General features: G+C 69.1%; 13 protein-coding genes and 1 pseudogene. 9 read left to right on the top strand and 5 right to left on the bottom strand.

All coding sequences use genetic code 11. The features are described 5' to 3' along the window. The first annotated feature begins 10 nt into the window (after positions 1 to 10). The 7 genes from FPZ41_RS02305 (at position 11) to FPZ41_RS02275 (ending at position 5,747) form a co-directional block, all read left to right on the top strand. Positions 11 to 766, top strand: a complete 756-nt coding sequence (locus FPZ41_RS02305) for an enoyl-CoA hydratase/isomerase family protein (RefSeq protein WP_152858459.1) — start codon at positions 11 to 13, stop codon at positions 764 to 766. After that, complete coding sequence (locus FPZ41_RS02300) at positions 763 to 1,302, top strand: MaoC family dehydratase (protein WP_322619732.1); 540 nt, start codon at positions 763 to 765, stop codon at positions 1,300 to 1,302. The genes FPZ41_RS02305 and FPZ41_RS02300 overlap by 4 nt, the downstream gene beginning before the upstream one ends. Further along, on the top strand, positions 1,299 to 2,495 hold the full coding sequence (locus tag FPZ41_RS49775; RefSeq protein ID WP_322619731.1) for a thiolase family protein: 1,197 nt from the start codon (positions 1,299 to 1,301) through the stop codon (positions 2,493 to 2,495). Before FPZ41_RS02300 ends, FPZ41_RS49775 begins: the two co-directional genes overlap by 4 nt. Beyond that, positions 2,492 to 2,905, top strand: a complete 414-nt coding sequence (locus FPZ41_RS02290; protein ID WP_152858456.1) for a Zn-ribbon domain-containing OB-fold protein — start codon at positions 2,492 to 2,494, stop codon at positions 2,903 to 2,905. Before FPZ41_RS49775 ends, FPZ41_RS02290 begins: the two co-directional genes overlap by 4 nt. 108 nt (positions 2,906 to 3,013) lie before the next feature. Further along, positions 3,014 to 4,189, top strand: coding sequence for a thiolase family protein (locus FPZ41_RS49770; RefSeq protein WP_322619730.1), 1,176 nt, complete (start codon positions 3,014 to 3,016; stop codon positions 4,187 to 4,189). 3 nt (positions 4,190 to 4,192) lie between these two features. After that, positions 4,193 to 5,077, top strand: a complete 885-nt coding sequence (locus FPZ41_RS02280; RefSeq protein WP_152858453.1) for an enoyl-CoA hydratase/isomerase family protein — start codon at positions 4,193 to 4,195, stop codon at positions 5,075 to 5,077. 100 nt (positions 5,078 to 5,177) lie between these two features. Then, complete coding sequence (locus tag FPZ41_RS02275; protein ID WP_322619729.1) at positions 5,178 to 5,747, top strand: TetR/AcrR family transcriptional regulator; 570 nt, start codon at positions 5,178 to 5,180, stop codon at positions 5,745 to 5,747. Positions 5,748 to 6,022: 275 nt separating this feature from the next. On the opposite strand, the gene FPZ41_RS02270 is transcribed toward FPZ41_RS02275, so the two are convergent. From FPZ41_RS02270 to FPZ41_RS02255, 4 genes are all read right to left on the bottom strand, one after another. Continuing rightward, on the bottom strand, positions 6,023 to 6,961 hold the full coding sequence (locus FPZ41_RS02270; RefSeq protein WP_152858450.1) for an alcohol dehydrogenase catalytic domain-containing protein: 939 nt from the start codon (positions 6,959 to 6,961) through the stop codon (positions 6,023 to 6,025). 57 nt (positions 6,962 to 7,018) lie between these two features. Beyond that, a complete protein-coding gene (locus FPZ41_RS02265) occupies positions 7,019 to 7,801 on the bottom strand; it encodes an SDR family NAD(P)-dependent oxidoreductase (protein WP_322619728.1) in 783 nt (260 codons plus the stop codon). A gap of 176 nt (positions 7,802 to 7,977) precedes the next feature. Further along, positions 7,978 to 8,532, bottom strand: a complete 555-nt coding sequence (locus tag FPZ41_RS02260; protein WP_194235959.1) for an acyl-CoA-like ligand-binding transcription factor — start codon at positions 8,530 to 8,532, stop codon at positions 7,978 to 7,980. Between the two features lie 354 nt (positions 8,533 to 8,886). Next, positions 8,887 to 9,927, bottom strand: a complete 1,041-nt coding sequence (locus FPZ41_RS02255; RefSeq protein ID WP_152858441.1) for a cupin domain-containing protein — start codon at positions 9,925 to 9,927, stop codon at positions 8,887 to 8,889. A gap of 396 nt (positions 9,928 to 10,323) precedes the next feature. On the opposite strand from FPZ41_RS02255, the gene FPZ41_RS02250 reads away from it, so the two are divergent. After that, the gene (locus FPZ41_RS02250) at positions 10,324 to 10,941 is read left to right on the top strand and encodes a TOPRIM nucleotidyl transferase/hydrolase domain-containing protein (RefSeq protein ID WP_152858438.1); all 618 of its coding nucleotides are present in this window, start codon (positions 10,324 to 10,326) and stop codon (positions 10,939 to 10,941) included. Positions 10,942 to 11,100: 159 nt separating this feature from the next. Here the strand turns inward: FPZ41_RS02250 and FPZ41_RS02240 are convergent. Further along, positions 11,101 to 11,451: pseudogene (locus tag FPZ41_RS02240) on the bottom strand (MBL fold metallo-hydrolase); the annotation flags it as partial. Between the two features lie 162 nt (positions 11,452 to 11,613). On the opposite strand from FPZ41_RS02240, the gene FPZ41_RS02235 reads away from it, so the two are divergent. Beyond that, positions 11,614 to 12,711 (top strand): LacI family DNA-binding transcriptional regulator, encoded by a 1,098-nt coding sequence (locus FPZ41_RS02235; RefSeq protein WP_322619727.1) that lies wholly within the window; start codon positions 11,614 to 11,616, stop codon positions 12,709 to 12,711. Positions 12,712 to 12,764 lie beyond the last annotated feature (53 nt).

Raw genomic sequence — 12,764 nt, 5'->3', positions numbered from 1 at the left:
GGTGAGACACATGTCCATCGCCCCCTCCCTGGACGAGTACGCCAAACGGTACGAGAACATCCGTCTCGACCGACACGACAGCGGGGTTCTCGAAGTCACTCTGCACACCGGCGACGACAGCCTCGTCTGGACGGCTCAGGCACACGACGAACTCGCCTACTGCTTCACCGACATAGCCTGCGATCCCGCCAACAGGGCGGTCCTGCTGACCGGGGCCGGTGCGGCCTTCTGCGCGGAGATCGACTTCGGAAGTTTCCGGCTGGGGACGGCGGCCGACTGGTCGCACATCATGTTCGAGGGCCGGCGACTGCTCACCAACCTGATGAACATCGAGGTTCCCGTGGTCGCGGCGATCAACGGACCGGCCCTGATCCACCCGGAGATCCCCGTACTGTCCGACATCGTCGTGGCGGCGGACACGACCGTGTTCAAGGACGGGCCGCATTTCCCGTCCGGCATCGTGCCGGGGGACGGTGCGCACGTGGTCTGGACGCATGTTCTCGGCCCCACCAGGGGCCGCTACTTCCTGCTCACCGGGCAGGAGATCGACGCCCGCCAGGCACTGGCCCACGGTGTGGTGAACGAGGTCCTCCCCGCTGCCCAAGTGCTGCCCCGCGCACGGGAACTGGCCGCGGAGATCGCCGCCAAGCCGGCCCTCGCCCGGCGGTTCTCACGTGTGGTCCTCACCCATGAGATCAAGCGCCTGCTGCACGAGCAGCTCGGACTCGGCCTGGCCCACGAGGCGCTCGCCGCTCTCGACCGGTGACCGCGGGAACGAAGGGCGCCTTCAACCGGTCGCGCCACTACTTCGAGGACTTCGCGGTGGGCGACGCCGTGCTCTCCTCCGGCCGCACGGTCGACATCGGCGACATCACCTCGTTCGCCGGACTCACCGGTGACCACTACCCGCTGCATGTCGACGAGGAGTACGGCCGGGCCACCCGGTTCGGCGGCCGGATCGCCCACGGCCCCCTCACCTTCGCACTCGCCGTCGGCCGGATCGCGCTCTCCGGCTTCCTCGGTGACGCGATCGTCGCCCTCCTCGAATGCCAGAACCTGCGGGCGCTGGCCCCGGTCCGTCCCGGCGACACCATCCGGGTACGGGCCGAGGTGGCTGCGGCCGAGCCCGGCAGCAAACCGGCGTACGGGACCCTGCGCCTCGACTACACCGTGACCAACCAGAGGGACCAGGAGGTCATGCGGTTCCGCACCGTACTCCTCGCACGCCGGCGTCCGCAGGACGCCCCCGGGGGCCCCGGAGCTCCCGGATCCCACCGAGCATCCACGGAAGGAGCGCGGTGACCGCCCCCGCACCCATGGCCGAGGCCGCCTTCGTCGGTATCGCCGAGCTGCCGTCGGGACGTTACCCCGATCGCTCATTCATGGGCAGCCTGGTCGACGTGGCCGTCGAGGCCGTTCGCGACGCCGGCCTGTCCATGACCGACATCGACACCCTCCTGCTCATCCCCTGTCTGCACTCCGCGGCCGACCAGGCCGACCTCGTCTTCTCCCGCGTCGTCGAGGAGCTCGGCCTGGCCGGGCGGGCCAAGAGCAGCGTGATGCTTCACTCCGGCGGGTCGACCAGCGACAACACCGTACGCACCGCGGCGAGTCTGATCGCCGCCGGGCATGCGCGCAACGTGCTGATCCTCCAGGCCGAGAAATGGGGATCGGCGCCGGTCGGCGAAATGATCGACATGCTGACCGCCAACGGGATCCCGCGCGAGTGGGAGAAGGCGTCGGGCCTGTCCTTCAACGCGGTCGGCGCACTGATCGCCCGGCGCTACATGGCGGTCAGCGGCGCGACGGCCGAGGAGATGGCATCGGTATGCGTCGCCCTGCGCGAGTGGGCGCGGCTCAATCCGAACGCCATGTACCGCGACAGGGCGCTCACCGTGGCGCAGGTGCTCGATTCGCGCCTGGTCTCCGACCCGCTGCGCGCCTTCGAATGCCCGATGATGGCCGACGGCGCGGTGGCACTGGTGCTGACCGGCGCGGAGCGGGCCCGCGCGTCCCACGAAACCTGGGTACGCATCGCCGGCTCCGGCGGGTGCGTGTCCCACTACAGCATCGGCCAGGAACCCGACCTCGCCGTGCTGGGCTGGCCCACGGCAAGCGCACAGGCCTACGAACAGGCCGGCTGGGGTCCGGGCGACGCCGACATCGCCGAGGTGTACGACTCCTACGCGGCCGTGCTGGCGATCGCCCTGGAGGGCCTCGGTCTCGCCCCGGTCGGCGACGCCGCCCGGATGTTCGCCGCCGGTGACTTCTCCCCCGGCGGGCGGCTGCCCGTCAACACCAACGGCGGGCTGCTCTCCGCCGGGCACACGGGGGTCGGCGGAGGTACCGCGCTGCTGGCCGAAGCCGTGCGCCAGCTCCTCGGCCGTGCGGGCAGCGCACGGCAGATCGAGGGTGCCGCACGTGCCGTCTGCGGGGGATCCGGCGGTACCTACATGGACAGCCAGGTACTCCTGCTGGAAAGGGTGTCTCGATGACGGAGCCCGGCATGGCCGCGATCACCGAGCCGTACTACGAGGCACTGGGCCGGGGACGGCTCGTCCTCCAGCACTGCAAGGCGTGCGATCAGGCCGTCATGTATCCGCGCCACCGCTGCCCCGTCTGCCACGAACGGGATCTGGGCTGGATCTCCGCTTCGGGCAGGGGGGTTCTGCTCAGCTTCGCCGTCCAGCGGTTCGGCGCGCCCAGTGGATTCGACGCGGACACACCGTACGCGCTCGGCGTGGTGCGACTGGCCGAGGACGTCCAGCTGCTCGGCCGGCTGTGGCCCGACGCCGACGGCGAATGGAACGCGTACGCGTGTGACGCGCCTGTGGAGTTTCATCCCGCTGCCCCGGAGGAGGTCCTCCGGCGTCCGGTGGCCTGGTTCCGGCTCAACCCGCGGTGAAGCGGTCCGCCACCCGGGAATTCCGACGCACGGGCAGTCCGACGCAGGGCAATACGGCGTACAGGCAGTCCGGCGTACAGGCAGTCCGTCACAGGAAGGAGGGTGTTTGTGAGCAAGGTGTTCATCGCCGGCGTCGGCATGACCCGCTTCGGCCGGAATCTCCGGCGCGGCGAACAGGCCATGGTGCAGACGGTCGTACGGGAGGCGCTGGCGGACTCCGGTGTGCCCGACGACGCCGTCCAACGGGTCTTCATGGCCAACGCGGCGGCCGGCCTGGTGTCCGGTCAGGAGATGATCCGCGGTCAAGTCGCGCTGCAGGGGACACGGTTGGCGGGGGTGCCGCTGGTGAACGTGGAGAACGCCTGCGCGTCGGGCAGTTCCGCGGTGCAACTGGCCTTCGAGGCGATCCTCGCGGGCCGGTGCGAGGTCGCGCTCGTCGTCGGTGTGGAGAAGATGTCCCACGAGAACAAGGCCCGGACCTTCGGCGCGTTGCAGGGCGCCACGGACGTCGCCGTCTCCCCCCGCGGTGACGACGGCACCCCCGCGCGGAACTCGGTGTTCATCGAGGTCTACGCGCACGAGGCCAAGCGCTACCTGGACGACTACGAGGCCGCCATCGAGGACTTCGCGGCCGTGGCGGTGAAGAACCGTACGCACGCGTCGCTCAATCCGCGCGCGCAGTACCAGCAGACGCAGACTCTGGAGGAGGTACTGGCCGGACGCATGGTGGTCGATCCGCTCACGCTGCCCATGTGTTCGCCCACCACGGACGGCGCCGCCGCAGTGGTGCTCTGCTCGGAGTCGTACGCGCGCCGGCACGGCAGGGGCAGGTGTGAGATCCGCGCGACCCGCCTGACCGCCGGACAGGGCGAGGGGTCGGCGCCCGTGGCCGTCGCCGCACTGGCCGCGTACGAGGACGCCGGTATCGGCCCCGAGGATCTGCACCTGCTGGAACTGCACGATGCCGCGGCCCCGGCGGAGATCCTCCAGTACGCCGAGGTCGGCCTGTGCACGGCCGGGGAGGGGCATGTGCTGGCCCGCTCCGGAGCCACCGCCCTGGGCGGGCGGCTGCCGGTGAACGTCAGCGGCGGGCTGATGAGCCGAGGCCATCCCATCGGCGCCACGGGCTGCGCGCAACTCGTGGAGCTCTACGACCAGTTGCTGGGCAGGGCGGGCGGACGGCAGGTCGACGGGGCACAGGTCGCCATGGCTGTCAACGCGGGCGGATGGCTCGCGGGCGCCTACGCGGCCGCCGTGGCCACCGTTCTGGTCGGGGTGGGGTAGCGGATGGGCATCTCCCCCGGCAGCGCCGGCGCGGTGGAACGCGGGACCGTGTTCCATGAACGCGTGGCGGACGGCGTGGCCCTGATCACCTTGAACAGGCCGGACCACGGCAATGGCGTGGTCCCCGAGCTGGCGCGTGACCTGCTCGCGGCCCTCACCGAACTGGAGGACGACCGATCGGTCCGCTGCCTCGTCCTCACCGGCGCGGGACGGCAGTTCTCGGCGGGCGCGGACCTGAGAGCCATGCGCCGGTACCTTGACGAGCGGTTCGCCGTCGAGCAGGAGCCGTACAACGCGCGCATTCTCTTCCCGGTCACCCAGCGCCTCGTCGCCTCGCGGCTGCCGATCGTGGCGGCCGTCAACGGCGGGGCCACGGCCGGTGGCCTCGATCTGGCCCTCGCCTGCGATCTGCGTATCTGCTCCACGAGAGCGAAGCTGGGCGAGACCTACATCAACCTCGGGCTGCCGCCCGGCAACGGCGGGTCCTGGTTCCTGCCCCGGCTCGTGGGCTCCGGTGTCGCCGCGGAACTGGCCCTCACCGGCGAGGTGATCGACGCCTCCCGCGCCCTGGAGATCGGCCTCGTCAACCGCGTGGTCGGGCCGGACGAGCTGATTCCGTCCGCGGTGGAACTGGCCTGCCGTATAGCCGCCAAGTCATGGCGTGCCATCGAGGCGACGAAGCAGGCACTCCGTGCTGCCTGGCAGGTCGATCTCACGACAGCGATGAACGCCGGTTTCTGGGCTGTCGCCGCGCTGCACCACTCCGATGACCTGTCCGAGGGCATCGACGCCTTCCTCGATCACCGGCCCCCGCACTTCAACCGCCGGGCCCGTCCGAACGGCACGGCCGGTACGGACGCGGCACGGGGGCGCTCAGAGGATCACTGATCACTCTCCTGTACAATCACTTGTTAGGTAGGTGGTCGGGGAGGTGCTTCTCTTGGCGGTGCGATCAAGGACCCAGGGTCCGGAGCAGAAGGCGGGCCCGGTGTCCGTCGAACGCATCGAAGCGGCCGCGGTGGCCCTGTTCAGCGAGAAGACCTACCCGGTTGTCGGCATGCGGGACATCAGCGACGCGGTCGGGATCCTGCCCGGAAGCCTGTACGTTCACATCCGCAAGAAAGAGGACATCCTCATGCGGATCGTGGAACACGGCATTCAGAACTATCTCGACGTCATCCAGGCCGAGATCCAGTCGGCCACCACCGCACCGGACCGGCTGCGCAGGGCGATCGTCGCGCACATGCGGGTACTCGCCGAGACGCTGCCGCAGACCCGCGTGGCATTCCATCAGTGGACCTATCTGAGCGCTCCGCAACAGGAACGGGTCATCGAACTGCGCGGCCAGTACGAGGAAATCTTCACCCGCATCCTCAGGACCGGCATCAGGAAAAAGGAAATCCGGAGAGTCAAGAACCCCCGGGTCTCGGTGCTTGCCATCATCGGCATGCTCAATTCCGCCACGGAATGGTTCTCACCCGAAGGAGAACTCTCCGCGGAGCAAGTCGGCCAGGAGCTGGCCGACAGCGCACTGATCGGACTCCAGCGGCAGTCCTGACGCCCACAGCGGCAGACGACCGTTGCCCGCCGTCGCCCACGCAACCCCACCGTGCCTCCGACCTCGGCGATCAGGTCCTTCGCAGGTGATCAACCAGCTCACGGCCGCCGTTCTGGTCGCAGCCGATCCTGCTCTGCGCGAGGCACCGAGCCTTGACGGATCCACCACTCACCGCAAGGATCACCGCCGCGATCACCGCCCGCAGCTCGCGCCGTCGAACCGGCGGGCGGCTCGTCACGCTCGACGAGCACGACGTCGGGCACGCCGGCGCGGGCTCAGGAGATCACCGCGACGGCGCGTCCGTCGACCTGGCCGTTGCGGAGCTTGTCGAGGTACTGGGGGATCTGGTCGAAGGTGATCGGCACGGTCCTGGAGCTGATCTTGCCCCGGGCAATCAGGTCAAGCACAGCCTCGCATTCGGCCTTCTCGCCGTTGGAGGCGCCGACCAGGGTGATCTCCTTGAGGATGATCTTCTGCATCGACAGGGTTGCGGACTCGCGGGCCATGCCGATCTGCACGACCCGGCCGCCGTGCCGAACGGCATCGATGGCGGAGGCCGTGGTGGTGCCGAAACCGGCAAAGTCAATGATCACGTCGAGCTGGGCATCCTCGAAGTCACGGATGTCGGCAGACATGCCTGCGGGCTCGAAGGCCCGGATGTTCGGCCAGACGGCTTCGTTGATCTCAGCCACGTAGACCTGTGCGCCGAAGGCCCGGGCGATTTGCGCTCCGAGGGAGCCCAGTCCGCCGAAGCCGATGATGCCGACCCTCGTCCCCTCCTCGACACGGCCGAAGGTGCGCACGGCCCGGTAGGCGGTGCGCGCCGCGTCCGTGGCCGGTGCGGCCTGCTCGAAGCTGACCGCGTCGGGGAGGCGGACGACGAGCCGCTCTTTGACACGTACCTTCTCGGCGAACCCGCCGTCGACAGCCGTCCCGGGGCCTTCCGTCGTGGCGGGGATGCCGACGCGGTCACCGATGGCGAAGGCGTGTACGTCGCTGCCGATGGCCGAGACGATGCCAGCGGTCTCGTGGCCGAGCACGATGGGGACGGATCCGAGTAGTGCGGTGATGGTGCCGTCCACGAAGCTGACGTCACTGTGGCACAGGCCTGCTGCCTTGACGTCCACCACGATCTCGTCCGGGCCGGGCAGGGGGTCCGCCAAGTCGACCAGACGTAGTGGTTCGTCGATGCCAGTGAACTGCCATGCCTTCATGGGGTGGAGCCTTTCGTTCCTTTGTCGGGTGGTGCCGCTGGTGTTCCCGGGAGAGGGTCAGCGCACCGAGGTGAGGCCGCCGTCGACGGGCAGCAGCTGGCCGGTGATGAAGTGGGAGGCATCGCCGGCGAGGAAGACCAGGACCGGGGCGAGGTCCTCGTCGGCGTTGCCGAAGCGACCGCCCAGGGGGATGGACTTGGCGATCTCCGCGTCGTAGGCGGCGAGCTCCTCGGGGGTGAGGGAGTTGCGGTACTTGTCGAACATCGGCGTGTTCACGTAGGGGAGCACGGCATTGACGCGAATGCCGTCGGGTCCCCATTCGCGGGCGACGGTGCGGGTCCAGGTGTGGACGGCGGCTTTGGAGGAGCCGTAGGCGGCATTGGTGAGTTCGCCGGTGAATCCGGACATGGAGCCGAAGTTGATGATCGCCCCGGCCCCGGAGGGCTTCATCGCGCGATAGGCAGCCTGGTTGGTGTGGATGGTGCCGAGCACGTTGACCCGATACACCGTGTCCCACAGCTCGTCCGTGATGTCCGCGGCGGCGGAACTGCGCTGCAGGCCGGCGACGTTCACCAGGACGTCCAGTCCTCCCAGTGCGGTAACGGCATCGTCGAACGCCGCACCGGTGTCGGCCTTGTCGGTGATGTCGGTGCGACGGAACGACGCGGCGCCAGGGCCTGCCGCTGTCGCCTCCTTGGCGACGCGCGCGCCGGCGTCCTCAGCGATGTCGAACGAGTAGACCTGCGCCCCTTCACGGGTGAAGGCTCGCACCGCCGCCTCGCCGATACCTTGAGCGCCGCCAGTGACGATGATCCGTTTGCCGTCGAGCTGCTCCGCCACGACGCCCTCCTCTGCATTTCTGGGGCCGTACCGGCACCCGAACATTTATGGTACTCCGTTCCACAAATATGTCCGGTGCAGGGTTCCACAAGAGGTGGGGTGGCAGGGCAGGCTGGAGCCCCCGGCGAGAAGGGACGGCCGAGGGCGGGCAGAACATGTGCGTCGGATCGGGGAGCTCAGCCCAGATCCGCGGAGGGCAACGGGCGGAGCAGGGCGGCGACGCGCGCCATATTCCGGTCAAGGTGAGCGATGAAGGTGCCACGATCTTGATCGTCCGGCCAGGCACGAAGCTGGGCGACGAAGCCACCGTGGAACGCGCCTGCGAGCGCCAGAGGGATCACCGAGTCAGGAGCGCCGCCCAGACGGCCCGCGATGTGCTCGGCGATGACTCGCTTCCACTGCTCCCAGTGCTGGTGGGATTCCGCTTGCAGCTCGGCGACCGTGTCGAGGAGCTGGAACCGCTCCAGCCAGACCGGGCTGTCGTAGACCGCTGCCCGGGTGGACTCCACGACGGCGGCTCGGACCGTGTCAAGCACGTCGGCGTCCACAGGCGCTGCGGCAATCGCTGCGGCCAACCGTTCAATCGTGCTGTCGAAGGCGTACCAGATGACCCCGGGCTTCGAGCCGAAGTAGCGAAAGAAGGTGGTCCGGCTGATACCGGCGGCGGAGACGATCGAGGCGACGGTGACGTTCTCATAGCCGTCACGCTGCATCAGCGCGACGGCCGCCAACTCGACCTCCTCGCGCGTACTTGCACGAGGACGCCCCCGTCCCCGCCTCCCTGGCTCTGCCGACATGCGTGGGAGTCTAGTGCTGGAGCACGGCCGCCCTCCGCTTCGCGGCCAACCGAAGAACCCGCGTCACGCTGTCCGCCTCACCGACAACAGCCGCCACAGCAGCGACGGGGCCGCCAAGATCTACAACAACGCCAGGACCCCCAGGAAGCGAAGCGGCTCCCCCACGCCGACCGGTTCGCGCGCCTGACGCTCGGCGGTCGCCTGCGCACACCCGATCCTGTCGGCCCTTGTGCTCGCATCGGGTCCTACGCCCGGGCCAGGACAAGGCGAGCCGGACGGTCATCGGTGTCATTCGGTGGCGCCGACGGGGTTGTGTCGGGCGACGATGAGGGGGTCCTGCGGTGTGAAGGGGAACTGAGGCAGTTCCCGCTCCGAGATGCCGAAGGTACCGGCCAGCACCTCACGGGAGAACGCCGTCGCGGTCGCCCGGTAGCCGACATCGCCAGGCGTGGGCTGATCGAAGAAGATGAGGAAGTGGAAGCCCTCCTCGTCCAGGACCTCGATATGGTGCGGGTAGGCGCGCGGCACGAAGTACACATCGCCCGGGCCGAGTTCGTACTCGCCGAGGGTGACGTCGGGTGCCAGTACGCGCATGCGTGCTCGTCCCTTGGCCACGTAGCCCATCTCGGCGGTGACCGGGTGCCAGTGAGGCTCCCGCATCCCGTCTTCCTTGATCTGCAGGGAATACATCGAGATGTCGTCGAGAGCTGCCCAGAACTGCTTGCGCGCCAGGTTCGCTGAACCGTACGCGTACGACAGAGGGGCGTGCTGACCTTGGACGTCGAAGAGACGGGCGTTCGGCAGTTTCTGGGTGGGATCGATCGTGATGCTGCCCCGACGGGCGAAGATCTGCTCCGCAGGGGCCCGCTGGAAAGCGGCGAATGCCGTACTTGGCAGGTCGTAGGTGTTGCCGAGCACCGGGTTGGTCATGGCCGACAGACTGTCGCGCAGCGAGAAGTGCTGGGGGCGCTCGTTCCGCAGAGCGATGATGATTACGGCATCCGCGGAGCCCAGGTTCTCGATGTGGTAAACCGCACCGGATTCCACGTGATACATCTGTCCTTCGCCGACGACGAAGGAGGCGAACTCTCCCCCACTGGCCAGCAAGGAGACCAGTACCTCGCCGCTGACGACGTAAGCCAACTGGTTCGCGTTGACGTTCCACTGCGGTTCACGAATCGCCCCGGGCGCGAGGACCACACGCTTGATGGACAGTCGGCTGAGGATGGGCAGGTTCTGCCCATCAACGATCTGGATACTGCCAAGGTCGCTCTGAAATGCCGCTTCGGCCTCGGTAAGGGACACCCAATATGGCGAGCCTGTCGACATTGCTCTCCTCGCTCGTCTGCCGGAAGGAACACTCCCCGAGGCCCGAACCGAACTTCGCACAGGCCAGGGACAGCAGAAAGCCGTGGATGGCATCCGGGTGACACGAAACGGATCCGTGCTTGCCCCGAGCGCCGACAAGCCAGATGGTGTCCGAGCCGGTCGGGCGAGACGCTGCCCGCCAGGACGCGCGGGTGGGACCGGCTCACTGCCCCCGGTAGTGCGGTGACACCGCCTTCCGACGCTGATGCCGAACCTGTAGCTGTACCGGTCCGGGTCCAGCTGCCCACCGACCCTCCACTGGGGGCCGGCCCGACTGCTCGTCGGCTGTTCGTCGGCGATCGACGCACAGGCGGAAATTCCCTCGCACCGTGGCCGAACCTGGCTGAGACTCGCCTCATGGATGACATGGGGGTGTTCCGGAACGCGGTCACCGCGTGGGCGGCGGGTGGTCTCGGCGACCCCGCCCACGAACTGGCCGCGCGGCTGTCCGTCCGGGCGGCTGTCCTGCTCGAAGGACCGAGCGACGTTGCGGCGGTCAACGCGCTGGCAGAGGGCCGCGACCGGAATCTGGCGGCCGAAGGGGTCTGCGTCCTGTCGATCGGCGGTGCGATGAGCGTCGGGCGTTATGCCCAGCTCCTCGGTTCACCCGGCCTGGGCCTCCGCCTCACCGGACTGTGCGACGAGGCGGAGCGTCCCTACTACGCCCGCGGCTTCGAACGGGCCAGTGCGGCACAGCAGGGCTTCTTCGTCTGCGCGGCGGATCTGGAAGACGAGCTCATCCGCGCGTTGGGCGTGACACGGGTTGAGGAGCTCGTCCGGGAGGAAGGCGACCTGCGTGCCCTGCAGACCTTCCTGCGCCAGCCCGCACAGCAGGGCCGCGCCCCACAGCAGCAGTTCAGGCGCTTCTTCGGAACGAAGAAGGGGCGCAAGATCCACTATGGGCGTGTTCTGGTCGAGGCTCTTGACCCCGACCGCGTTCCAGCCCCACTCGACGGTCTGCTCTCCAGCCTCTGACCACTGGGATACATCGATCCCGGCAGAAACGACGCCCATCCCGGCCCCGGCTCTTCTCGCACTCGCGATCTCGGCCTTCGGAATCGGTACCGCCGAGTTCGTGATGATGGGCCTGCTGCCCAACGTCGCCGACGACGGGTTCGAGCGGCTGGAATTCTTCTACGGGACGAGGCTTTGCCGGCCCCAGTCCAGGCGGTCGGCCAGACCGGCAGCGGTGAAGGCGGCCTCCAACTCGTCGCGGCCTTCGGCGAAGTGGGCCCGGCTGTCGTAGTGGACGGGGACCACGCGGCCGGCGCCGAGGATCCGGGTGGCCTCGGCGGCCTGGGCGCTGTTCAGGACGAGCGGCTGGTTGTCGAAGAGGACGGGGATGCGGGGAGCGCCGGCGAAGAGGAGGGCGGTGTCGATGGGGACGAGGCTGTCGGCGATCTCCCGGACCGCGTCGAGCGAGGCGTTGTCGCCGCCGACGTAGACGGTGGGCAGGCCCTCGCCGGTCAGCACGAACCCGACGATGGTCGAGCGCCGTCGCCGCTCTGTTCCGCGGCGCTTCTGTCCCAAGTCTTGACCCGCTGGGCGGGTAGGTGCACTCTCTCGATAATGCGCATTAGTTAATACGCATTAACAACGCCGGCACCGTCGACAGCGCCGGGCCCTGCGCGGAGGAGAGAAGCCACTGTGGAACCCAGGAAGCGGCCCGGACGTACGCCCGCTCCGGCCGGACGTACATCGCGGCCCCGACAGGCCGAGGTGGCCCGGCTCGCGGGGGTGTCACAGGCGACCGTGTCCCTGGTGCTCTCCCCGAAGCCCGACGGCAAGGGACCCGTCATCTCCGAGGAGACCCGCCGGCGGGTCCTGGAGGCGGCCCGCAGCCTCGGCTACGTGCCCGACCCGGCCGCCCGACGGCTGGCCGCCGCCCGCAACAACCTCCTCGGCGTCTTCAGCTTCACCGCCACGTTCCCCACCGATGTGCAGCACTCGTACTACCCCTTCCTGGTCGGCGTGGAGCGCGAGGCGGCGGCGCTCGGCTACGACCTGGTGCTGTTCACCGGGTCGAGCACCGGCGGCGCGGGGGCCGCGGGGCCCGACGCCCTGAGCCGGGTCCGGCTCGCCGACGGCTGTCTCTTCATCGGCCGGCACACGCCCCGGCCGGAGCTCAAGCGGCTGGTCGAGGACGGCTTCCCGGTCGTGCACCTCGGCCGCCGCGAGGAGTTGGAGGGCGTGGCATGGGTGGGCGCGGACTATGTCGAAGCCACACGTGACGTCGTGGTCCGTCTCGCCGAGTTGGGGCATCGACGGATCGTTCTTGTCCGTGAGGACGACGACGCGCCCGCCTCGACGGACCGTCAGCGCGGCTTCCTGGAAGGGCTGGAAGAGGCAGGACTGCCCTCCGGGCCCACGACCGTCTTCCGGTCCGCTGATCCGCAGCGGGAGCTCACGCCCGAACGGCTGCGTGCCTGGGCCGACGAAGGGGTTACGGCCTTCGTCGCGGAGGAGACCGACACCGGGGCGGCCTGGCGAGGCCTGCTCTCCGCCGTGCGTGCGGCGGGCCTCGACTGTCCTGAGGACGTGTCTCTCGCCCTGCTCGGCAGCCCGCCCGCCGATCTGGCGAGCGAGCCCGTACCGACCGGATTCGACATCCCCCGGCCGCAGTTGGGCGCCGCGGCCGTGCGGCTGCTGGCCGCGCTCGTCGCGGGCGAGGAAGCAAGCGAGCCGCTCGTCGGCTGTGTCTTCCGCCCGGGCCCGACGACCGGGCCGCCGCGTGCCCGCCCCTGAGCACGCTCCACGGTCCACAGGGACCCCACCCCCGATGAACCTGACCAGCTGAC

It is taken from the genome of Streptomyces acidicola (assembly GCF_009377235.1).
Lineage (GTDB): Bacteria > Actinomycetota > Actinomycetes > Streptomycetales > Streptomycetaceae > Streptomyces > Streptomyces acidicola.
The sequence above is the reverse complement of the archived record's forward strand: the minus strand, read 5'-3'. Positions and strand labels throughout refer to the sequence as shown.